Origin of the sequence: Enterobacter cloacae complex sp. IR5459, assembly GCF_049238005.1 — a bacterium.
Classification (GTDB): Bacteria; Pseudomonadota; Gammaproteobacteria; order Enterobacterales; family Enterobacteriaceae; genus Enterobacter; species Enterobacter hormaechei_C.
In genome coordinates this window covers 160,002-182,349 of the sequence record NZ_JBMKIG010000010.1, presented here as the reverse complement: position 1 = coordinate 182,349, position 22,348 = coordinate 160,002, and the positions used below count along the sequence as shown (strand labels likewise).

Below are 22,348 nucleotides of genomic sequence, written 5' to 3'. Positions count from 1 at the left end.
ATGAAAATCTTTCGCGGGTGTGTAGTCGCAGCGTTGATGCTGACGGCGGCGAATCTTCACGCCGCCTGTCGCTGGCCTGCCTGGGAGACGTTCAAGCAGGATTATATGAGCGAAAGTGGGCGGGTCATTGATCCCAGTGACGCGCGCAAAATCACCACCTCCGAAGGGCAAAGCTACGGGCTGTTCTTTGCCCTCGCGGCAAACGATCGCAAGGCGTTCGATCTGCTGCTGGCATGGACGCGCGATAACCTTGCCGAGGGAGATTTAGCCCAACATCTCCCGGCCTGGCTGTGGGGAAAAAAGGACGACGAAACCTGGGCGGTTATCGACCCTAACTCCGCGTCTGATGCCGATATCTGGATTGCCTGGTCGCTGCTTGAAGCCGGGCGGCTGTGGAAAAATCCCGATTACACGCGCACGGGTAAGGCGCTGTTGACGCGCATTGCCAGTGAGGAAGTGGTGAAGGTGCCGGGGCTGGGTTCTATGCTGCTGCCGGGTAAAGTCGGTTTTGCCGAAGAGAGTGTCTGGCGCTTCAACCCCAGCTACCTGCCGCCGCAGCTTGCGAGCTATTTCACCCGTTTTGGCGCGCCGTGGACGACGCTCCGTGAAACTAACCTGCGTCTGCTGCTGGAGACCGCGCCTAAAGGATTTTCCCCGAACTGGGTGAAATACCAGAAAAAGGGCGGCTGGCAGCTGTCGCAGGATGCATCCCTGATCGGCAGCTACGATGCGATTCGCGTCTATCTGTGGGTAGGGATGATGAACGATAACGATCCGCAGAAAGCCCGGCTACTGGCGCGTTTCAAGCCCATGGCGACCACCACGATCAAACAAGGCTTGCCGCCGGAGAAAGTGGATGTAGCAACCGGGAAACGCACCGGAGATGGGCCGGTAGGGTTTTCTGCCTCTCTCCTTCCGTTTTTACAAAACCGGGACGCGCAGGCGGTGCAACGCCAGCACGTCGCCGATCGTTTTCCCGATAACAATGCTTATTACAGCTACGTTCTGACCCTCTTTGGACAAGGGTGGGATCAGCATCGTTTTCGTTTCACCGTGCAAGGTGAATTACTACCGGATTGGGGCCAGGAATGCGCACGTTCACACTGAATCTACTCACCTTATCGCTTGGCCTGGCGCTAATGCCCCTGGCCCAGGCCGCCAACTCCCCGCAGCAGAGACAGCTGCTGGAACAGGTCCGTCTGGGGGAATCCACCCAGCGTGAGGATTTAGTGCGCCAGTCGCTCTATCGCCTTGAGCTGATCGATCCCAACAACCCGGACGTGATTGCCGCGCGCTTCCGCTACCTGTTACGACAGGGCGATACGGCGGGCGCGCAAAAAGAGCTGGATCGCCTGAAAGGAATGGCACCCGATTCCAGTGCCTACCAGTCCTCCCGTACTACCATGCTGCTCTCCACGCCGGATGGTCGCCAGGCCCTCCAGCAGGCTCGCCTGCTTGCCACCACCGGGCACACGCAGGAAGCCATTGCTGCGTATGACAAACTGTTTGACGGTAAGCCGCCCAGCGGCGACATCGCGACGGAGTACTGGAACGTGGTGGCGAAAGAGCCAGCCCGCCGCAACCTGGCCATTAATCAGCTTAAGAAAATAAACGCCAGCAGTCCGGGCAACGTCCCGCTACAGTCCTCGCTGGCACAGCTTCTGTTCCAGAGCGGACGGCGTGATGAAGGGTTCGCGGTGTTGCAGGAGATGGCCAAATCGAATAATGGCCGCAGTCAGGCGTCGGACATGTGGTACCAGCAGATCAAAGATCAGCCGGTCAGCAGCGCCAGCGTCACCGCGCTGCAACAATACCTGAGCGTATTCAGCGATGGCGATAACGTGACGGCGGCGCGCACCCAGCTTGAAGCACAGCAAAAACAGCTCGCCGATCCGGCGTTCCGCGCCAAAGCCGAAGGGTTAGCCGCAGTGGATGCCGGGCAGGGCAGTAAAGCGGTAACGGAGTTGCAAAAAGCAGTCAGCGCCAACCACGCTGACAGTGAAGCCGTAGGCGCTCTGGGGCAGGCCTATTCTCAGAAAGGCGATCGCGCGCGTGCGGTTGCGCAGTTTGAAAAGGCGATCGCCCTCGATCCGCAGAGCGATAACCGGGGCAAATGGGACAGCCTGCTGAAGGTCAACCGATACTGGCTGCTGATCCAGCAGGGGGATAACGCCCTGAAAGCCAACAATACGGCCCAGGCCGAACGCTATTACCAGCAGGCGCGCAATATCGACAATACTGACAGCTACGCGGTTCTGGGGCTCGGTGATGCGGCGGCGGCGCGCAAAGATAACGACGCGGCCGAGCGCTATTACCGCCAGGCGTTGCGGATGGACAGCGGCAACAGCAACGCGGTGCGCGGTCTCGCCAATATTTATCGCGCGCAGTCTCCGGAGAAGGCGACGCAGTTTATTCAGTCGCTCTCTGCCAGTCAGCGCCGCAGCATTGATGATATTGAACGTAGCCTGACGAACGAGCAGCTGTCAGCCCAGGCTGAACAGCTGGAAAGCGAGGGGAAATATGCGCAGGCCGCAGAAATTCAGCGCCGACGCCTTGCGCTTTCCCCGGGCGACGTGTGGATCACCTACCGACTGTCACGCGATCTGTATAGCGCGGGTCAGCGCAGCCAGGCGGATAACCTGATGCGTCAGCTGGCAAGTCAGAAACCGGGCGATCCGGATCAGGTTTACGCCAGCGGGCTGTACCTGTCCGGTAACGATCAGGACCGGGCGGCGCTGGCGCATCTGAACACGCTGCCGCGCGACAAGTGGAACGGCAACATTCAGGCGCTGGCGGACCGCCTGCAAAGTAACCAGGTGCTGGAAACCGCCAACCGCCTGCGCGACAGTGGAAAAGAGCAGGAGGCGGAAACGTTGCTTCGCCAGCAGCCTCCGTCCACCCGTATCGACCTGACGCTGGCGGACTGGGCTGAACAGCGGGGCGATCATGAGGCCGCGAAAACCGCCTACAACACCATTCTGCAACGCGAACCGCAGAACGAAGACGCGATCCTCGGCCTGACCGAGGTCTCTCTTGCCCAGGGCAACAAGGACTCGGCGCGCGCGGCGCTGGCGAAACTGCCCGCGGCACAGAACGGCGAACCGCTCTCCATCAATATGCAGCGCCGGCTTGCCATGGCGCAGGCCGGACTGGGTGATCCTGCCGCGGCCGAAAAGACCTTCAACGCCATTCTTCCGCAGGCCAAATCGCAGCAGCCTTCGATGGAAAGTGCGCTGGTGATGCGCGATGCCGCCCGTTTCCAGGCACAAAATGGTCAGCCTCAGCAGGCGCTGGACACCTGGAAAGATGCGATGGTCTCATCGGGCATCACAACGACCCGTCCGACCGATAACGACAGCTTTACGCGACTCACGCGTAACGATGAGAAAGATGACTGGCTGAAGCGCGGCGTGCGTAGCGATGCAGGCGATCTTTATCGTCAGCAGGATCTGAACGTCACGCTGCAACACGACTACTGGGGCTCCAGCGGCACGGGAGGCTATTCCGACCTGAAAGCGCACACCACCATGCTCCAGGTTGATGCGCCGCTGTCGGATGGACGTATGTTCTTCCGTAGCGATCTGGTCAATATGAACGCCGGTTCCTTTGACACCGATAACGGAACTTACGATCCGACATGGGGTACCTGTGCCGAAACGCCATGTCACGGCAGCACGAACCAGTCGGCCAACGGTGCCAGCGTGGCCGTCGGCTGGCAGAACAAAACCTGGGCGTGGGATATCGGTACAACGCCGATGGGCTTCGACGTGGTCGATGTGGTGGGCAGCCTGAGCTACAGCAACGATTTAGGGCCGATTGGCTACACCCTGAACGCCCATCGCCGTCCGATTTCCAGCTCGGTGCTGGCCTTCGCCGGGCAAAAAGATCCCAATACCGACACCACCTGGGGCGGCGTGCGTGCCACCGGTGGCGGCGTGAGCATGAGCTACGACAAAGGCGAAGCTAACGGTATCTGGTCAAGCCTGAGTGCCGACAGCCTCACCGGGAAGAATGTCGAAGATAACTGGCGCGTCCGCTGGATGACCGGCTATTACTACAAGCTCATCAATCAGAACAACGAACGCCTGACGGTGGGCGTGTCCAACATGCTCTGGCATTACGATAAGGATTTAAGTGGCTATTCGCTGGGCCAGGGCGGTTACTACAGTCCCCAGGAGTATGTGTCGTTCGCCTTACCGGTGAACTGGCGTAAACGCACAGAGAACTGGTCATGGGAGCTGGGCGGCTCCGTCTCCTGGTCTCATTCAAAAACAAAAGATGTGATGCGTTATCCGTTACAGGGGCTGATCCCGGACAATGAGCCAGGCCGTTATACCGATAAAGGTGTGATGGAAACCGGAAGTAGCTCGTCAGGCACGGGTTATACCGCAAGGGCGATTGTTGAACGCCGCGTGACGTCCAACTGGTTTGTCGGTCTGGGCGTCGATATTCAGGAAGCAAAAGACTATACCCCGAGCCATGCGCTGCTCTACGTTCGGTATTCTGCCGCGGGCTGGCAGGGTGATATGGACTTACCACCGGAACCGCTGGTGCCTTATGCAGACTGGTGATCGGATTTTTACTTAATCTAATTGTAAGTCTCTCTTAAAAGTGCAGCTATCGGGTATACTCGGACGCACCAGGTTTACACCCTGGTGCGCCCTGCGCTTCGAGTTTTGTGGAGAGTCATTTTGCGTGTCAGCCGTTCCTTAACGATCAAACAGATGGCGATGGTGTCTGCCGTCACAATGCTGTTTGTCTTCATCTTCTGCGTCATTTTGCTGTTTCACTCCGTACAGCAGAATCGCTACAACACGGCTTCGCAACTGGAAAGTATTGCCCGCTCGGTGCGGGAACCCCTGTCAGCCTCGATCCTGAAAGGGGATATCCCCGAGGCGGAATCCATCCTGAAGCGCATTCAGCCCGCTGGTATCGTGAGCCGCGCGGATGTTGTACTGCCGAACCAGTTCCAGGCGCTGCGGATGAGCTTTATTCCGGAGCGTTCCGTCCCGATGATGGTGATGCGCCTGTTTGAACTGCCGGTGCAAATTTCCCTGCCTCTCTATTCCCTGGAAAGACCGGCTAACCCGCAACCGTTGGCCTACCTGGTGCTACAGGCCGACTCGTACCGCATGTATAAATTCGTCATGAGTTGGGTTGCTACATTAGTGACCACTTACTTACTTTTGACATTAATGCTGAGCGTGGCGCTGACGTGGTGTATCAACCGGTTAATTGTGCATCCGTTGCGCCGCATAGCCCGGGAGCTGAACGACCTCTCTCCACAGGAGCACATGGGGCATCAGCTTCCGTTGCCGCGCCTGCATCACGATGATGAAATTGGCATGCTGGTCCGCAGTTACAATATCAACCAGCAGCGTGTCCTGCGTCAGCAGGAAGAGCTCAGTAGCAACGCCACCCGTTTTCCGGTATCTGATCTGCCAAACAAAGCGTTTTTAATGGCCTTGCTGGAGCAGACCGTCGCCCGCCAGCAGACCACCGCGCTGATGGTGATTGCCTGCGAAACCTTGCAGGACACGGCGGGCGTGCTGAAAGAGAGCCAGCGCGAAATGCTGTTACTAACGCTGGTGGAAAAGGTGAAATCCGTTCTGGCGCCGCGCATGGTGCTCACCCAGGTCAGCGGCTATGACCTGGTGGTGATCGCGCACGGTGTTAAAGAGCCGTGGCACGCCATTACGCTAGGTCAGCAAGTACTCACTGTCATTAATGAGCGGCTGCCCATTCAGGGTATCCAGCTTCGCCCGAGCGCCAGCATCGGTATTGCGATGTACTACGGGGGGCTGACCGCCGAGCAGCTTTATCGTCGGGCTTTCTCGGCCGCGTTCACCGCGCGCCGGAAAGGGAAAAACCAGATCCAGTTCTTTGATCCGGAGCAGATGGAAAAAGCCCAGCAGCGCCTGACGGAAGAGAGCGACATTCTGACGGCGATGGACAATCGCCAGTTTGCGCTCTGGCTACAGCCGCAGGTCAATTTGCGCACGGGTGAAGTGACCAGCGCCGAAGCGTTGCTGCGTATGCAACAGCCGGACGGCACGTGGGAGCTGCCTGAAGGGATGATCGAACGTATCGAGTCCTGCGGCCTGATGGTCACCGTCGGCTACTGGGTGCTGGAAGAGTCTTGCCGCCAGCTTGCGGCCTGGCAACAACGGGGCATCACGCTGCCGCTGTCGGTGAATCTCTCTGCGCTACAGCTGATGCACCCGACCATGGTGCCGGAGATGCTTGAGTTGATCCATCGCTACCGCATCCAGCCCCACACGTTGATCCTGGAAGTCACCGAGAGCCGTTGTATCGATAATCCTGACGACGCTGTCGCCATCCTGAAACCGCTGCGTAATGCCGGGATCCGCATTGCGCTGGACGATTTCGGTATGGGGTATTCCGGCCTGCGTCAGCTCCAGCACATGAAAACGTTGCCGGTGGACGTCCTGAAAATCGACAAAACCTTTGTGGAAGGGCTGCCGGAAGATTGCAGCCTGGTGCAGGCCATTATTCAGATGGCGCACAGCCTGAATCTGCACGTCATTGCCGAGGGTATTGAAACCGACGCCCAGCGTGAGTGGCTGGCTGCGGCGGGCGTAGAGAGCGGACAGGGCTTCCTGTTTGATCGCGCCGTACCGACGGATATCTTTGAGCAACGCTATCTCGCCGACGCTGGCAATAACGCAAAAGTGTAATTTTGTTGCTGGCTTGTGCGAGCCAGCTCAAAGTTCTTAACATTTGTGTTTCAAATTTGAACCCCGTTTATTTCTGTCCTGTTATGTGGGTGTTATTTTAAAGCCGCAGGTTAACCATAACCTTACAAAGCCTGTAGTTTTTCTTTCCAGGGACACCCTATGAAAACCTCACTCTTCAAAAGTCTTTACTTCCAGGTCCTGACAGCCATCGCCATCGGTATTCTGCTCGGTCACTACTACCCGGAGCTGGGCGCGCAGATGAAACCGCTTGGCGACGCGTTCGTTAAGCTCATCAAAATGATCATCGCGCCGGTCATTTTCTGTACCGTGGTGACCGGTATCGCTGGCATGGAAAGCATGAAGGCGGTCGGGCGTACGGGGGCGGTTGCCCTGCTGTACTTCGAGATTGTCAGTACCATCGCGCTGATTATCGGCCTGATTATTGTCAACGTGGTACAGCCTGGCGCGGGCATGAACGTTGACCCGGCCACGCTGGATGCGAAAGCGGTGGCGGTTTACGCTGAACAGGCGAAAGATCAGGGGATTGTTGCCTTCTTGCTGGACGTGATCCCGAGCAGCGTGATTGGCGCGTTCGCCAGCGGAAACATCCTCCAGGTACTGCTGTTTGCCGTGCTGTTTGGCTTTGCCCTGCACCGTCTTGGCAGCAAAGGCCAGCTGATTTTTAACGTCATTGAAAGCTTCTCGCAGGTTATCTTCGGCATCATCAACATGATTATGCGTCTGGCCCCGATTGGCGCCTTTGGCGCGATGGCCTTCACCATCGGGAAATACGGCGTCGGCACGCTGGTACAGCTGGGCCAGCTGATCGTCTGCTTCTACATCACCTGTATTCTGTTTGTGGTGGTGGTGCTCGGCTCCATCGCCCGTGCGACCGGCTTCAGCATCTTCAAATTTATTCGTTACATTCGTGAAGAGCTGCTGATTGTCCTCGGCACATCCTCTTCGGAGTCCGCGCTGCCGCGTATGCTCGATAAAATGGAAAAGCTGGGCTGCCGTAAGTCAGTGGTGGGGCTGGTTATTCCTACGGGCTACTCTTTTAACCTGGATGGCACCTCGATATACCTGACGATGGCGGCGGTCTTTATTGCCCAGGCCACTAACAGCCACATGGATATCTTCCATCAGATTACGCTGCTGGTGGTGCTTCTGCTCTCTTCAAAAGGGGCGGCGGGCGTAACGGGCAGCGGATTTATCGTGCTGGCGGCCACCATTTCGGCGGTGGGCCATCTGCCGGTAGCGGGCCTGGCCCTGATCCTCGGTATTGACCGCTTTATGTCTGAAGCCCGTGCGTTAACCAACCTGGTCGGCAATGGCGTGGCGACGATTGTGGTGGCGAAGTGGGTGAAAGAGCTGGATCACAAGAAGCTTAACGATACGCTGAATAACCGCACATCTGAGGACAAAACCCCCGGTTTATCCTCTTAATCCCTCATAAATGCCCGTATTCCCTTGTGGGGATGCGGGCACCTGCGCATAATAACCGTTCATACCTGTCATAATTCGACAAGATTTTTTTTGGGTATATTTCACTTCCGCCCGTGACGTTTAGCTGAACACGCTGTCTAATCGGAAGGTTTTCATCGTCATCTTTGAGTGCTCACGTCGCGAGACACTCTCTTTAACCAGGAATGTTGATCAGGGGTTCACATGCAGGGCACAAAAATTCGACTCTTAACCGGCGGTTTGCTGATGATGGCAGCAGCCAGTTATGTGCAGGCAGATGCGCTCCAGCCAGACCCGGCCTGGCAACAGGGAACACTGGCGAACGGTTTCCAGTGGCAGGTATTATCCACTCCGCAACGTCCGAGCGATCGCATTGAAATCCGTCTTTCTGTGAATACCGGCTCCCTCACTGAAAGCACCCAGCAGACCGGCTTAAGCCACTTTATTCCTCGACTGGCGCTCACCCAGAGCGGCAGTTTGCAGGCGGTTCAGGTGCGTTCTTTATGGCAACAGGCCATCGATCCGAAACGCCCGCTGCCCCCGGCTGTGGTCTCCTATGACTACACCATGTTTAACCTGAGCCTGCCCAACAACCGTAACGATCTGCTTAAAGAAGCGCTTACCTATCTATCCGATGCCACCGGCAAACTGGCGATTACGCCTGAGACCGTAAACTATGCGTTGAGCAACAGCGACATGGTGGCGACCTGGCCGACGGATACCAAAGAAGGCTGGTGGCGCTACCGCCTGAAAGGGTCCACGCTGCTTGGCCACGACCCGGCAGAACCGCTGAAACAGCCGGTGGATGCAGAGCAGGTGAAATCTTTCTACCAGCAGTGGTACACCCCGGATGCCATGACCCTCATTGTAGTGGGCAACGTGGACAGCCGTGCGGTGATAGAGCAGATCAACAAAGCCTTTGGCGATCTGAAAGGGAAGCGTGAAACGCCTGCCCCTGTTCCTACCTTGTCCCCGCTGCGTCCTGAGACGGTCAGCATCATGACGGATACCGTGCGTCAGGATCGTCTTTCAATGATGTGGGATACGGCCTGGCAGCCGATCCGCGAGTCTTCTGCGCTGCTGCGTTACTGGCGTGCGGATCTCGCGCGTGAAGCGCTGTTCTGGCACGTTCAGCAGACGCTCAGCAAGAACAACGTGAAAGATATTGGCCTGGGCTTTGACTGCCGTGTGCTGTTCCAGCGCGCCCAGTGCGCCATTAACGTGGAATCGCCGGGCGATAAGCTCAATGCCAATCTCGGCGTGGTGGCGAAAGAGCTGGCTAAAGTGCGTAAAGAGGGCCTGTCTGAAGAGGAGTTTAACGCGCTGGTGGCGCAGAAATCCCTTGAATTGCAGAAACTGTTCGCCACCTATGCCCGCGCCGATACCGATATCTTAATCAGCCAGCGCATTCGCTCCTTGCAGAATCAGGTGGCGGATATCGCGCCGGAGCAGTATCAGAAACTGCGTCAGGACTTCCTGAACGGTCTGACCGTGGAGATGCTGAATCAGGATCTGCGCCAGCAGTTGTCGCAGGATATGGCGTTGATTCTGTTACAGCCGAAAGGTGAGCCGGAATATGACATGAAAGAGTTGAAGGCCACCTGGAACGCCATCATGGCGACGGCGCCGCAGCCAGCGCAAACGGCAGCCGATGATTTACATCAGGATGCGAGCGATATTCCGCAGGGCCAGTAAGCCCTGCGTCCCCTCTCCCTGTGGGAGAGGGTTAGGGTGAGGGCATCAGCCCGCCCAGTCCTTAAGCAGGCATCGCCTCGCGCGGAATAATCGCTCCGCGATACTGAATCACCGTGCTGGCCGTTAAATGACCGCGCTGCGCCGCCGCTTCCGGCGTACCTCCCGTCAGACGTACCGCCAGATACCCCGCGCTGAAAGAATCTCCCGCCGCAGTGGTATCGATCACTTTCTCTTTCGCCAGCTTCACCGCCGGGACCTCTGTCACGGCTTCACCTGCAACCGCCACCAGGCAAGACTCCGCCCCACGCTTGATCACCACTTCGCTGACCCCGGCAGCCTGCGTCCGGGCGATGACCTCATCAACCGGTTTTTCGCCCCACAGAGCATCTTCATCATCCAGCGTCAGGAAGGCGATATCGGTGCATTCGAGCATCTGCTGGTAGACCTGCTGCGTCTCTTCGCGGCTGGCCCACAAACGTGGACGGTAGTTGTTATCGAAAATCACCTTACCGCCATTGGCACGGCATTCGCGCAGCAGTGACAGCAGCTTTTCACGGCTCTCCTGGCTCAGGATCGCCAGGCTGATCCCGCTCAGGTAGAGATAATCGAAGGTCGCCAGTTCTTCGCAAATGGCAGCGGCGGCCTCGCTTTCCAGCCAGAATTTGGCGGCCGCTTCATTACGCCAGTAATAGAAGGTGCGCTCGCCGGTGCTGTCGGTTTCGATGTAGTACAAACCCGGCAGGCGGTTTTCCATTCGCTGGATCAGCGAGGTCCCAACGTTTTCACCCTGCCAGGCTTCCAGCATCTGCTGGCTGAAGCTGTCCGTTCCCAGCGCGGTAACGTAGCTCACGCTCAGCGCGTCGGGGGAGACCTGACGGGCAATGTAAACGGAGGTGTTCAATGTATCGCCACCAAAACCGCGGCTGACTTCCGCGCCTTTCTGGGACAGCTCAATCATGCATTCGCCAATCACGGCAATTTTTTTAGACATAGTCGTGAACCTGAACAAAGTAATTAAGGGTAGTGTGCGCTGTGTGTTTTTTATGGTCAACTATATTAAAACGACGTTCCATTATTTTTTTTGAGCCAGCGCGTATTCCGGCATATTTCTGTCATCTTAATTTCATTTTCCCGGTGAATTGAACATAAAGTTCTCACCTGGCGGGCCGATAACTCAGTGACGAGTCCAGAAAGGCTATCCCATACAACAGGACATCCGAAATGAAGTCAGAGCAGGTTATCCAGCGGCTGAGCACTACGCCTGAGGCAAGTATTGAGAACTTGCAGGAGCATCGCTACTGGCTGCAATGTGAGCGAGCGTACACTTATCAGCCCATCTACCGTACCGACGGTCGGTTAATGGCGATTGAGGTGTTAACGGTCGTCACTCATCCATCGAATCCTTCACAGCGTATTGCACCGGACCGCTATTTTGCGGAGGTTGCCGTGCGTCAGCGTATCGACGTGCTGGAAGAGCAGCTGAGAATGCTGGCGACGAAGCAGGCGTTCTTCAAGCAGCACGGTATTCTGGCGTCGGTGAACGTGGATGGCCCCACCCTGATGGCGTTACGTCAGAATGCGACGTTGCAGGCGCTGATTGCTACCTTGCCGTGGATGCGCTTCGAGCTGGTGGAACATGTTCAGCTGCCGCAGGACTCCTCGTTTGCCTCGATGTGTGAGTTTGGCCCGCTGTGGCTGGATGATTTCGGTACCGGTATGGCCAACTTCTCCGCCCTGAGCGAAGTGCGTTATGACTACATCAAAGTGGCCCGCGATCTGTTTATCATGCTGCGCCAGACGCCGGAGGGACGGAACCTGTTTACGATGCTCCTGCAACTGATGAACCGCTATTGCCAGGGCGTCATTGTGGAAGGCGTAGAAACGCTGGAGGAGTGGCGCGACGTGCAAAATTCTCCGGCAGCGGCGGCACAGGGTTATTTCCTCTCTCGTCCTGTCCCCATGGATACCCTGGAAAAGGTGATAACCAGCCTCTGATCTGCCCGCTTCCCTTTGTCTGAACTATAGTTTTAGAGGCAAGTTCATCAGGAAAGGGGACAACAATGACAAAAACAACCAGGGTGATTTCCTGGACAGCAGGGATTTTCTTGTTGCTGATCGTGGTCTTAATCATCATTATCGCCACGTTTGACTGGAACCGCCTCAAACCGACCATCAACCAGAAAGTCTCAACCGAGCTGAACCGCCCCTTCGCAATACGTGGCGATTTGGGCGTCGTGTGGGAGCGCCAGAAAGAGGAAACTGGCTGGCGGAGCTGGGTGCCCTGGCCGCACGTTCATGCCGACGATATTATTCTCGGTAACCCGCCCGACATCCCCGAAGTAACCATGATCCACCTGCCGCGAGTGGAAGCCACGCTGGCGCCGTTAGCCCTGTTAACCAAAACGGTGTATCTGCCGTGGATCAAACTCCAGCAGCCCGACGCGCGGCTGATTCGCCTGTCAGAGAAAAACAACAACTGGACGTTCGATCTCGCCAGCAGCGGCGATAAAGATCAGAATGCGCAGCCCTCTTCGTGGTCTTTCCGCCTCGACAATATTCTGTTCGATCGGGGGCGGATCGCCATTGACGATAAAGTGAGTAAGGCTGACGTGGAGATCCTCGTCGATCCGCTGGGCAAGCCGCTGCCGTTTAGCGAAGTAACGGGCAGCAAAGCCAAAGGCGATGACAGCAAAGCGGGCGATTACGTCTTTGGCCTGACGGCGAAAGGGCGCTACAACGGCCAGCCGCTCACCGGTAAAGGCAAAATCGGCGGCATGCTGGCGCTCAGGAGCGAGGGCACGCCGTTCCCGGTGCAGGCGGATTTCCGCTCGGGCAATACCCGCGTGGCGTTCGTGGGCACGGTTAACGACCCGATGAACATGGGCGGCGTCGACCTCCAGCTTAAGTTTGCCGGTGATTCGCTGGGGGAACTGTACGATCTCACCGGCGTACTGCTGCCGGATACTCCGCCGTTTGAAACGGACGGGCACCTGGTTGCCAAAATCAACACCGAAAAATCGTCCGTCTTTGACTACCGTGGATTCAACGGCCGCATCGGCGACAGCGATATACACGGCACGCTGACCTACACCACCGGAAAACCGCGCCCGAAACTGGAGGGGGACGTTGAATCCCGCCAGCTGCGTCTGGCCGATCTTGGTCCGCTGATTGGCGTAGATTCGGGCAAAGGCACGAAGTCTAAAGAGGTTAAAAAGGACGTTCAGCCTGCGGGTAAAGTGCTGCCCTATGACCGCTTCGAAACCGACAAATGGGACGTGATGGATGCGGATGTGCGCTTCAAAGGACGTAAAATCGAGCATGGCAGCACGCTGCCGCTGAGCAACCTCTCGACCCATATCATCCTGAAAAACGCCGACCTGCGCCTGCAACCGCTGAAGTTTGGCATGGCCGGGGGAACCATTTCATCGAATATCCACCTGGAGGGGGATAAAAAGCCGATGCAGGGAAGGGCGGAGATCCAGGCGCGTCGGCTGAAGCTGAAAGAGCTGATGCCGGACGTGGAACTGATGCAGAAAACCCTCGGTGAGATGAACGGCGACGCGGATATTCGCGGCACGGGTAACTCCGTAGCGGCGCTGCTGGGCAGCGGAAACGGCAACCTGAAACTGCTGATGAACGACGGGCTGGTGAGCCGTAACCTGATGGAGATCCTGGGGCTGAACGTCGGGAACTTTATCATCGGGCAAATCTTCGGTGACGACGAAGTACGCGTTAACTGCGCGGCGGCAAATCTGGATCTGGTCAACGGCGTGGCGCGTCCGCAGATCTTCGCCTTCGACACGGAAAACGCGGTTATCAACGTCACCGGTACCGCCAGCATGGCGTCCGAGCAGCTCGATTTAACCATCGATCCGGAAAGTAAAGGCATTCGTATCATCACCCTGCGCTCGCCGCTGTACGTTCGCGGAACCTTCAAAGATCCGCAGGCGGGCGTGAAGGCTGGGCCGCTGATTGCGCGTGGTGCGGTCGCCGCCGCGCTCGCTACGCTGGTCACCCCTGCGGCGGCGCTGCTGGCGTTGATTTCGCCGTCAGAAGGCGAAGCGAATCAGTGTCGGACGATTTTATCGCAGATGAAGAAGTAGTCCCGTTTCTCCCTCTCCCTGTGGGGAGAGGGGGCTCCAGTAATTTGAAAGCAAAAGCTATAACGTTGCCTCAGAATAACTGAGGGCTTTCAGCGATGCCTCGGTCCGGCTGTAAATCGCTGAGGCGTTTCCTGTAGGCCGGGGCGAGGCGCAGGGATGCGCCGAGAGGGCGGGCTTTACAGGGATGTTACCTCCGCCCGTCCCCGATAAGCCGGAAGGAATAAGCCGAAGGCACCGCGAAGCGGCGATTTTCCGCCGGAAGCCCGGGTCGCCAGGGTGGTGGCGACTGAGCCATCCTGGCACGTTCACCGCTCATGTCGTGACAGAGTAGCAAGGAACATAACGTGAACGGAATGACCACCTGAGCCGTATGTTCCCCCTCACCCCAGCCCTCTCCCTCAAGGGAGAGGGGGCCGTCTGTGCAGGCATTATTTTGTGGGGAGCCCTCAGCCCTGTGGGTGAGGGCTGAATCGTAGGCCGGGTAAGGCGTAGCCGCCACCCGGCACTCACTTACAGCGCCTGATGCTTCGTCTCATGCGTCAGCAGCAGCGCAATCAGCGTTAACGCTGCCATTGCCGCCAGATAGACACCCACATAGAACAGGCCATAGTTTGCCTGAAGCCAGGTGGCGATATACGGGGCTACCGAGGCGCCCAGAATCGACGAAACGTTATAGGAGAACGAGGCGCCGGTGTAACGCACTTCAGTCGGGAACAGCTCCGGCAGCAGCGCGCCCATTGGGCCAAAGGTCAGCCCCATCAGGCTCAGGCCAATCAGCAGATACGCCATCACCAGCGCAGGGCTACCTGAACCCAGCAGCGGCGGGAAGACAAACAGCGCGAACAGAATAATCAGGGAGGTGATGACGATCATGCTTGAACGACGGCCAAATTTATCCGCCAGCAGGCCCGCGATAGGCACCATCACACCAAATCCGATGACCGCCATCATCAGCATCCACAACACTTCGTTACGTGGCAGGCCCAGGCCGACCGGCGCGGCGGCAGTACTAAAGGTCATGGAGTAAACGGTCATGATGTAGAACAGCGTGTAGGTCGCCAGCATGATGAACGTGCCCAGCACGGTCACGCGGAGGTGTTTGGTCAGCAGCGTCCCCAGCGGAACTTTAACCTGCTTTTTCGCCGCGGCGACTTTAGCAAAGACCGGCGTCTCGTGCAGCGACACGCGCACGTACAGGCCAATCAGCACCAGCACAGCAGAGAAGACGAACGGAATACGCCAGCCCCAGCTCATGAACTGTTCATCGGTCAGCAGCCAGGAGAGGAGCAGGAAGGTGCCGTTAGCAAAGAAGAACCCAATCGGTGCGCCCAGCTGCGGGAAAGAGCCATACAGGGCACGCTTGCGCGCCGGAGCGTTTTCGGTCGCCAGCAGTGCCGCGCCGCCCCATTCCCCGCCCAGCCCCAGACCCTGACCAAAGCGCGCCAGCGCCAGCAGCACAGGCGCCAGAATGCCGATAGTTTCATAGGTCGGCAGCAGGCCGATGGCGACGGTGGAGATCCCCATCGTCAGCAGCGAGGCAACCAGCGTCACTTTACGGCCAACGCGATCGCCAAAATGCCCAAAGACCGCTGAACCAATCGGACGCGCAACGAAGGCGATAGCAAAGGTGGCTAAAGACTGTAGCGTGGCTGCCGTCGGGTCGCCCTGAGGGAAGAAAATATGCGGAAAGACAATGACCGCAGCGGTGGCGTAAATATAAAAGTCGAAGAACTCAATGGCGGTGCCAATCAGCGATGCGACGACGACTTTATTGCGCGAGTTGACCGGAACGTGTTCCGCCCCTTCGTTAAGTGTGGTGGCTGTTGCTTGCATAATATTTTCTTATTTTTGGACGAACGAAGGGCCATATTAGGCATAGCAAAAGCGACATTTCAATCTGTAACAAAGGCGTGGCGTGGTCATAAAAGCAACAAAAAGCGGATAATTTTCAGACCAGCGAAAACACTTCTATGAAATGCTTCACACTTTTTAAATATCAGTCATTAAAACTGGTTTTGCGTTAAATAAAAGTTACGGACTGGATTTATATGCTGAAATGGCGGATCGGGCTGAAATATCAGCCCGACAGGACATCAGCGGTGGGTTTTACCCGGCATGCGCGGGTCATCTTTATACTCAGCCGTGGCGATCCACGCGGCGCAGAACAGCGTCAGGCGAGCGAAGAAATAGAAGAAAGCCATCAGCCCCAGCACCGAACCAAAGGCCGCGCCGGAGGGCGACTTCACCAGCGACGGAAGCGTATAGGTCATCACAATTTTGATTACTTCAAAGCCAATGGCGGCAATCAACGTCCCACGGATCAGCGCCTTCTTGCGCGGCCGATGGCGGGGCAAACGCCAGAAGATCCAGAAGAAAAGCAGGTAGTTAGCAAAGATGGAGATTGCAAGCCCTATACCGCGCCAGGCCGGTTTCAGCCATTCAATATAATCCAGGTACAGCGCGGAGATAATCATCTGCTGCGCGGAACCGGCGACCGAGGTGATAGAGAGCGTGATGACCAGCGCCACCAGCAGCCCAATCAGCGAAATAAAGTCGCGCAGATACTTCACCCATATCTTCTCCTGATCCTGCGGCCTACGCTCCCAGACGTCACGCGACTGGGCGCGAATAGCCTCACGCAGGTTGCCCATCCAGTTCACCCCGGAATAGAGCGCAATCAGCAACCCGACGATACCCACGGTGGTACGCTGCTGCACGGCGGTGTTGATGGTGCTTTTGAGCGTTGTGGCGAGCGTCTGGTCGCTGACGTTGGTCAGGATCTTATTGAAGATGTCCTGCAACAGCGTCGGGTGAGACGCCAGCACAAAACCGGCGGCGGCAAATGACACCATCAGGATGGGGATCATCGACAGGAACGAGAAATAGGTAATCGCCGCGCCAAACTGATTTCCCATGCGGTCGTTAAAGCGCTCAGCGGCGCGTATCAGGTGAGCAATCGCGGGTATCTGCTGAATTTTTTCGGCTATGCCGGTCACGGTACCCAGCGCTTTGCTGGCCGTTCCAGGCTCTTTCGGCGCTTCAGGCTCGTTATCCATCTTTTTGATGGGTTCATAATCTAAATGTTGAGTCGGTCGTTGCGGGTTATTTTCCGGCGTCACGCGCATTTTCCTTTTCGTTGAGCTGGATGTTACTGAATTATAGCTTGCGACTAGTCCACGTAACCTTTTGTGAGTTCGGTAAGCCACTCCATAAACACATGCACCCGACGGGAGAGGTTACGGCGGTGGGGATAAATGAGGGAGACGGGCATTGGTTCAGCCCGATATTGCGGCAGGATCTCAACGAGTTTTTTCGTGCGCAGGGCATCACGCACCCCGACGCGCGGGACCTGAATAATGCCAAGCCCGGCGACACAGGCAGCCTGGTAGGTTTCCGTGCTATTAACCGTCAATACGCCCCCCGTTTTTACCCACCGGGTCGCGCTGCCGTTGTAATATTCAAAACCCTGCGGACGGGTGCCCAGCGTGGCGGAGTAGTGAATGAGGGCATGCGAAGCCAAATCGTCCAGCGTCTCAGGGTAGCCAAATCGCGTCAGATAATCCGGGCTGGCGCAATTAATCACCGAGAGCTTCCCAAGCGGCCGGGCGATAAGCCCGGAGTCCTTTAAGTTTCCCACGCGAACCACGCAGTCAAATCCTTCGCGGATGACATCGACCAGACGATCGCTGCTACTCAGCTCCAGTTCAATGCCGGGAAACTGTTGTAAAAATGCAGGCAGTTTCGGAATGACGACATTTCGCACAATGGCAACGGGCATATCCACACGTAGCCGACCGCTGATGGTTGAAGGGTCGTGCAGGAACATGCCGTCCAGTTCGTCCAGATTCATCAGCAGATCTTTGGCGCGCTCGTAATAAACCATGCCGTCCTGCGTCAGGCTGACGCGGCGGGTAGTGCGGTGCAGCAGCTGCGTGCCCAGCGCGTTTTCCAGTGCCTGGATCTGTCGCGATACGCTCCCCTTCGGCAGGCTTAACGTCTCCGCCGCGCGGGAAAAACTCTCCAGTTCCGCGACCCGAAGGAAAAGCTGCATTGCGTGTATTTTATCCATAGATGTTGGTCATTGTTGTTAAGAATGAAACAGTGAAGCGCTCACGGCACTATTTATTGATTTTCTACCATCTAATAAGCTCTTTCTCAATCTTCATCACAGCCGAAACGAGGTGAATTATGAGTGAACGTATTGCTTTAGTGACGGGCGGTAGCCGCGGCCTGGGTAAAAATGCCGTTTTGAAGCTGGCCGCGGAAGGGACAGGCATTATCCTCACCTGGAACAACAGCCAGCAGGAGGCGCAGGAAGTTGTGCGCGAAATCGAGGGAAAAGGCGTAAAAGCGGCAGCATTGCAGCTCAACGTCGGCGATACGGCAAGCTTTTCGCGCTTTGCTCAAAAGGTGAAAGATACCCTTAAACACGTCTGGCAACGTGACACCTTTGACTATTTAGTGAACAACGCAGGTACAGGGTTATATGCACCCTATACCGAGACGACTGAGGCGCAGTTTGATGATGCGCTGAACATTCACTTCAAAGGACCGTTTTTCCTCACGCAACAGCTGCTGCCGCTCATAAAAGACGGAGGGCGGATCCTGAACGTCTCCAGCGGACTGGCCCGTTTTACTCAGCCCGGTTCAGGAACCTACGCGGCAATGAAAGGGGCGATGGAGGTGCTGACCCGCTATCAGGCAAAAGAGCTTGGCGCGCGCGGAATTTCCGTCAATATCATCGCGCCCGGCGCGATTGAAACCGACTTTGGGGGCGGGCGAGTGCGGGATAATGCGGAGCTTAACCAGCTGCTGGCCTCGCAGACAGCGCTGGGACGCGTGGGCCTGCCCGATGATATTGGTGACGCCATTGCGGCGTTGCTCAGTGACAAACTGGGCTGGATGAATGCGCAACGTATTGAAGTTTCAGGCGGTATGTTTCTGTAATGTTCAGTCTTAAGGGGAAGGAACCCTCTTAAGGAAATCCTTAAAACAGGTATGTCTAAATGCTGGAAGATATAAAGAGAGCTGGGTGATTTGTAACCTCTCCATTCATTGAGTTTTTTCTTAAAAAATGCCTCTGTAGAATCCCCCTTCGCTATTCTCAGAGGAGTAAAACGATGCGAGTAATCATGTTTGACAGGCAGTCATTATTTATTCATGGAGCGATGTATAGTTTGCAGAAGTTAATTCCGAAAATAGATATGACAGGAACTCGTCAGACTGATGAATTATGGGCGCAATTATCCGCGTCACCCTCCGCTATCGTCATGATAGATGGGTATTTAATTCGTGATAATGGTGTGGCTTTACTGGAAGAGATTATGGATCGCTTTCCAACGTCGCGCGTGGTGTTGGTGTTAACGAAAAAAGAGCGGCGTTGGGTTGAGCAAATGTTTCAGCGCAACGTGGTGGCGATAATTCCTCGCAATGCGAATCCCGAACGCTTTTCCGCAGTGCTGGATTCTGTATCGCGAGGAATGGTCTGTTTTCCCGGCGAGTGGCTGAAGCAGCACACCTCTCAGGATGAACTGGCAGTGTTAAGCGAGCGCCAGCGTGAGGTATTGAAGTTACTGGCGGCCGGAGAGTCCAATAAAGAGATTGGACGTAATCTCAATATCAGTGCGGCAACGGTAAAAGCCCATCTTGAGACGCTTTTCCGGCGTCTTGATGTCAAAAACCGGACGCAAGCTGCGATGTACTACACCCGGGCGACGGCCTGAAGGATCTTCTCTGGCAGAGGGGACTCTTCCCCAAAACTGAAGAGGGTTAATATCAGTGCGTCATGCTGCTGTTGGGTTAATGGGCGTTTGTTCATTTCCCGCAGCAGCGCCTCACATAATTGAATATCATTACAAAGCAAATTCTCCGCCTCAGTCGGCGTGATGAGACCGTTAAATTTTTCCCACTGGCGAATTACGTGACCATAACCTATAACCCATATTCCCTTTTCGTCACGGTATTTCTCCAGGGAAAGACCCTGTTGTTTTTTAATTAATGCGATTGCAGCAGAAGATATCTGCATTGCATAACCCGTCATAAGCGTTTCCTCTTAATGACGCGACTATAGAGGAAACGCCGCCGGGGAAATATCCGCCAAATGGCTGTTGATCAGGTTTAACTGAACGGGAATTCCTTTTTCAGTAAACCGAATAGCCAGTCGTTATGCCATTGCCCTGAAAGGAAATAACTCTCGCGCAACTCACCTTCCAGCTGAAAACCTGTTTTTTCCAGCAGTCGCCTGGAGGCGATATTTCCCGCCGTCACGGTCGCGGTGAGCCGACGGATATTGCCCTGAGTCAGCGCAAAATTACACACAGCCCGCAGAGATTCAAAGCCGTAACCTTTCCCCTGCGCAGAAGGCGCAAAGAGAAAACCGACTTCAGCACAATCTGCTTCCCGGTGCACATATCCGGTTACGCCCAGCGGCGTATGGCTGGCCGTCTCACGCACCATAAGGCAGAGCCAGTGCGAACTGCCCGGCGTCCACGGCAACAGACGAGACTCAAAGGCTTCCCGAATGTCCGCCTCGCTACGCGCAGGGGCGACAAAACGCATTACCTCAGGATTTTGCTGTAGCGACAGAAAAAAGGGCCAGTCTTGCTCTTGCAGCGGCGAGCAGGTGAGACGCGCGGTGGTTAAGGCGGGCATGACGATCCTCCGGAGACATTGCAAATGATTATAAGGTTGTCACTTTATTTCAACAGAAAGTCAGGTATGTTTAACCTCATATAAATAAAAAGAAAAACGACTTTTAATGCCGCTTTAGCGGTACTCATTGTCTCTCAAGGAAAACAATGATGATTAGCTCATCGCATCATACCCGCGAACAGTTTGAACACTGTCTGGCGGCGATCCGTCAGGCGTCTGTTGAAATTTTACTTCTGTTGAATGTACATGTTTCTGAAGGAAAAGATCCACGCTGGTTTCTGGAGCAACTGGATAGCGCCCGCCTGGGGCTGGGCGGGTGGGGCGCTGTAGCCAGGAAGCTGAACCTGAATGATGCGGAAATGACAGCCTTTACGCTGCAATTACGCTTGCTTCAGCAGCGCGTTCCCCAGTATGAAAGCGGGCAGGATGTCAGCGAAAACCAGCTGATTGCGGCGATGCGCTTCGTCACCTCCCTTGAATATCTGCGTCTGCAACAGCCCCTCCTGACCTACGAAACCGGGAGGATGCCAGAGAAGGAGAGCCAGCTTCAGGCGCAGAAACAGGTGCGTGCCATTGAGCTGATGATTAGAGGGCTGATACAGCAGGCGTGGCCCGATCCGGTGCGGCTGAATAATCATCTTAAGACGTTGTTTAACGCTGAACGCGTGCGTCGCTGGCTGAAAAACGGTGAAATTAATGATGTTCTGAGCGGCATGTTATTCAGCGAACTGGCCCAGCTGCTGGTGGATAAAAAAGAATTTAGCCGCTACTACGCGCCGCTGTTTAACGCCCCGCACATGCTGACGCTGCTGGTAGAGCCCCGCAAAACCCTGCAAACCTTCCTCGAAGATATTCGACAAATCCGCAACAGCATCACCGTGCAGCAGCCGTTAAGCGGAGCGCAAATCCAGCTGCTCGACTGCTATTACACGCAGATCACCCGCTCCGTTCAGCGCGCGTTTGAGGAAGGGCGGACACGCGTTAACCCGGCGGCGCTGATGGCGGTGGACGAAAGCGAGCTGCACGCGTTCTGGGAAAAGGCGCAAAAAATGGACCGCACCACAGGCGGCGATCTTTTTGAAGTGCGCGACAGTATAGAAAAACCGACTCAGCGTGCCACGCGTACGCCAGAGCAGCGCGAACAGCTGATTTCCGGCGTGCTGTGGGGAGCGGTTGGCGTGATGGTTATCGCGATTGTCGTGGGGGGATTCTGGCTGGTGAACAGCAGTAAACCGCAGCCGGCTGTGGCCAGTACGGCATCTCCCGCACCGGTGCAGGAGATGCGCGAAACGCCTTCCTCGCGAGAAACGCTGACGCGGATGGGTGTCACCTGGGATGAAAACAACTTCCGTTCAGCGATTAGCCGCAACGATACCCGGGTGGCGCTCCTGTTTTTGCAGGGCGGGATGGACTGGAAAATGTCATGGACGGAGGAGGCGTTGTCGGCAGGCTACGACGATGTGCTGGAAGTAATGTTGCGCTACCGCCTGCAAATGACAGAGCAAAAGCCCTGCCGACGCTTTATTAATACGCTTAGCCATGCGATGGCGAACGGGGAATCGCTGACGCCTATGCGTAAGCAGTACCTGAAAGCATTCTGTACCGTCCCTGCGGTGGTGAAACGCCAGCAGCACGACGCCGATATGGCATCGCGCCGCGCGAAGACGCAGCCCGATGCCAGCACAAAAAAATGGCAGTCCATCCAGACTGCCATTTATGAGGTGATTCGTTAACTTT

General features: G+C 56.2%; 16 protein-coding genes. 10 read left to right on the top strand and 6 right to left on the bottom strand.

Annotated features, from left to right (window positions below):
- The 5 genes from bcsZ (at nt 1) to ACOTX4_RS19855 (ending at nt 9,857) form a co-directional block, all read left to right on the top strand.
- The gene (gene bcsZ / locus ACOTX4_RS19875; protein ID WP_022652013.1) at nt 1–1,107 is read left to right on the top strand and encodes a cellulose synthase complex periplasmic endoglucanase BcsZ; all 1,107 of its coding nucleotides are present in this window, start codon (nt 1–3) and stop codon (nt 1,105–1,107) included.
- Nucleotides 1,089–4,571 carry a cellulose synthase complex outer membrane protein BcsC gene (gene bcsC / locus ACOTX4_RS19870; protein ID WP_045332585.1) on the top strand — a complete coding sequence of 1,161 codons (3,483 nt, stop codon included), beginning with the start codon at nt 1,089–1,091 and terminating at the stop codon, nt 4,569–4,571. Before bcsZ ends, bcsC begins: the two co-directional genes overlap by 19 nt.
- Before the next feature lie 120 nt (nt 4,572–4,691).
- Nucleotides 4,692–6,698 (top strand): biofilm formation regulator HmsP, encoded by a 2,007-nt coding sequence (gene hmsP / locus ACOTX4_RS19865; RefSeq protein ID WP_023315002.1) that lies wholly within the window; start codon nt 4,692–4,694, stop codon nt 6,696–6,698.
- A 159-nt stretch (nt 6,699–6,857) separates the two neighbouring features.
- Nucleotides 6,858–8,144: a C4-dicarboxylate transporter DctC gene (gene dctA, locus ACOTX4_RS19860; protein WP_015571524.1), complete on the top strand. Its 1,287-nt coding sequence runs from the start codon at nt 6,858–6,860 to the stop codon at nt 8,142–8,144.
- A 222-nt stretch (nt 8,145–8,366) separates the two neighbouring features.
- Nucleotides 8,367–9,857 (top strand): M16 family metallopeptidase, encoded by a 1,491-nt coding sequence (locus tag ACOTX4_RS19855; protein ID WP_421635416.1) that lies wholly within the window; start codon nt 8,367–8,369, stop codon nt 9,855–9,857.
- 61 nt (nt 9,858–9,918) lie between these two features.
- Here the strand turns inward: ACOTX4_RS19855 and ACOTX4_RS19850 are convergent, their stop codons facing one another.
- On the bottom strand, nt 9,919–10,848 hold the full coding sequence (locus ACOTX4_RS19850; RefSeq protein ID WP_003861191.1) for a sugar kinase: 930 nt from the start codon (nt 10,846–10,848) through the stop codon (nt 9,919–9,921).
- A gap of 230 nt (nt 10,849–11,078) precedes the next feature.
- On the opposite strand from ACOTX4_RS19850, the gene pdeH reads away from it, so the two are divergent.
- Both pdeH and ACOTX4_RS19840 read left to right on the top strand, forming a co-directional pair.
- The gene (gene pdeH / locus ACOTX4_RS19845; RefSeq protein ID WP_023323857.1) at nt 11,079–11,852 is read left to right on the top strand and encodes a cyclic-guanylate-specific phosphodiesterase; all 774 of its coding nucleotides are present in this window, start codon (nt 11,079–11,081) and stop codon (nt 11,850–11,852) included.
- Between the two features lie 65 nt (nt 11,853–11,917).
- Nucleotides 11,918–13,960 (top strand): AsmA family protein, encoded by a 2,043-nt coding sequence (locus ACOTX4_RS19840; RefSeq protein ID WP_017693812.1) that lies wholly within the window; start codon nt 11,918–11,920, stop codon nt 13,958–13,960.
- Between the two features lie 510 nt (nt 13,961–14,470).
- On the opposite strand, the gene ACOTX4_RS19835 is transcribed toward ACOTX4_RS19840, so the two are convergent.
- From ACOTX4_RS19835 to ACOTX4_RS19825, 3 genes are all read right to left on the bottom strand, one after another.
- A complete protein-coding gene (locus tag ACOTX4_RS19835) occupies nt 14,471–15,793 on the bottom strand; it encodes an MFS transporter (protein ID WP_003861198.1) in 1,323 nt (440 codons plus the stop codon).
- 260 nt (nt 15,794–16,053) lie between these two features.
- The gene (yhjD, locus tag ACOTX4_RS19830) at nt 16,054–17,079 is read right to left on the bottom strand and encodes an inner membrane protein YhjD (RefSeq protein ID WP_003861199.1); all 1,026 of its coding nucleotides are present in this window, start codon (nt 17,077–17,079) and stop codon (nt 16,054–16,056) included.
- Between the two features lie 50 nt (nt 17,080–17,129).
- Complete coding sequence (locus tag ACOTX4_RS19825) at nt 17,130–18,029, bottom strand: LysR family transcriptional regulator (protein ID WP_063938276.1); 900 nt, start codon at nt 18,027–18,029, stop codon at nt 17,130–17,132.
- A gap of 119 nt (nt 18,030–18,148) precedes the next feature.
- On the opposite strand from ACOTX4_RS19825, the gene ACOTX4_RS19820 reads away from it, so the two are divergent.
- Both ACOTX4_RS19820 and ACOTX4_RS19815 read left to right on the top strand, forming a co-directional pair.
- Nucleotides 18,149–18,907 (top strand): SDR family NAD(P)-dependent oxidoreductase, encoded by a 759-nt coding sequence (locus ACOTX4_RS19820; RefSeq protein ID WP_045332577.1) that lies wholly within the window; start codon nt 18,149–18,151, stop codon nt 18,905–18,907.
- Between the two features lie 173 nt (nt 18,908–19,080).
- On the top strand, nt 19,081–19,683 hold the full coding sequence (locus tag ACOTX4_RS19815; RefSeq protein ID WP_003861204.1) for a helix-turn-helix transcriptional regulator: 603 nt from the start codon (nt 19,081–19,083) through the stop codon (nt 19,681–19,683).
- Here ACOTX4_RS19815 and ACOTX4_RS19810 read toward each other — a convergent pair.
- Both ACOTX4_RS19810 and ACOTX4_RS19805 read right to left on the bottom strand, forming a co-directional pair.
- Nucleotides 19,662–20,000, bottom strand: a complete 339-nt coding sequence (locus ACOTX4_RS19810; protein WP_003861206.1) for a lysozyme — start codon at nt 19,998–20,000, stop codon at nt 19,662–19,664. The two genes, ACOTX4_RS19815 and ACOTX4_RS19810, sit on opposite strands and share 22 nt — an antisense overlap.
- A 77-nt stretch (nt 20,001–20,077) precedes the next feature.
- Nucleotides 20,078–20,611 (bottom strand): GNAT family N-acetyltransferase, encoded by a 534-nt coding sequence (locus ACOTX4_RS19805; RefSeq protein WP_045332578.1) that lies wholly within the window; start codon nt 20,609–20,611, stop codon nt 20,078–20,080.
- 146 nt (nt 20,612–20,757) lie between these two features.
- Here ACOTX4_RS19805 and ACOTX4_RS19800 point away from each other — a divergent pair, with 146 nt between their 5' ends.
- On the top strand, nt 20,758–22,344 hold the full coding sequence (locus tag ACOTX4_RS19800; protein ID WP_045332579.1) for an STY4199 family HEPN domain-containing protein: 1,587 nt from the start codon (nt 20,758–20,760) through the stop codon (nt 22,342–22,344).
- Nucleotides 22,345–22,348 lie beyond the last annotated feature (4 nt).

Coding starts and splice junctions, on each gene's coding strand:
- bcsZ (WP_022652013.1), top strand. CDS start 1: ATGAAAATCTTTCGCGGGTGTGTAGTCGCAGCGTTGATGCTGACGGCG.
- bcsC (WP_045332585.1), top strand. CDS start 1,089: ATGCGCACGTTCACACTGAATCTACTCACCTTATCGCTTGGCCTGGCG.
- dctA (WP_015571524.1), top strand. CDS start 6,858: ATGAAAACCTCACTCTTCAAAAGTCTTTACTTCCAGGTCCTGACAGCC.
- ACOTX4_RS19855 (WP_421635416.1), top strand. CDS start 8,367: ATGCAGGGCACAAAAATTCGACTCTTAACCGGCGGTTTGCTGATGATG.
- ACOTX4_RS19850 (WP_003861191.1), bottom strand. CDS start 10,848: ATGTCTAAAAAAATTGCCGTGATTGGCGAATGCATGATTGAGCTGTCC.
- pdeH (WP_023323857.1), top strand. CDS start 11,079: ATGAAGTCAGAGCAGGTTATCCAGCGGCTGAGCACTACGCCTGAGGCA.
- ACOTX4_RS19840 (WP_017693812.1), top strand. CDS start 11,918: ATGACAAAAACAACCAGGGTGATTTCCTGGACAGCAGGGATTTTCTTG.
- ACOTX4_RS19835 (WP_003861198.1), bottom strand. CDS start 15,793: ATGCAAGCAACAGCCACCACACTTAACGAAGGGGCGGAACACGTTCCG.
- ACOTX4_RS19825 (WP_063938276.1), bottom strand. CDS start 18,029: ATGGATAAAATACACGCAATGCAGCTTTTCCTTCGGGTCGCGGAACTG.
- ACOTX4_RS19820 (WP_045332577.1), top strand. CDS start 18,149: ATGAGTGAACGTATTGCTTTAGTGACGGGCGGTAGCCGCGGCCTGGGT.
- ACOTX4_RS19815 (WP_003861204.1), top strand. CDS start 19,081: ATGCGAGTAATCATGTTTGACAGGCAGTCATTATTTATTCATGGAGCG.
- ACOTX4_RS19810 (WP_003861206.1), bottom strand. CDS start 20,000: ATGACGGGTTATGCAATGCAGATATCTTCTGCTGCAATCGCATTAATT.
- ACOTX4_RS19805 (WP_045332578.1), bottom strand. CDS start 20,611: ATGCCCGCCTTAACCACCGCGCGTCTCACCTGCTCGCCGCTGCAAGAG.
- ACOTX4_RS19800 (WP_045332579.1), top strand. CDS start 20,758: ATGATGATTAGCTCATCGCATCATACCCGCGAACAGTTTGAACACTGT.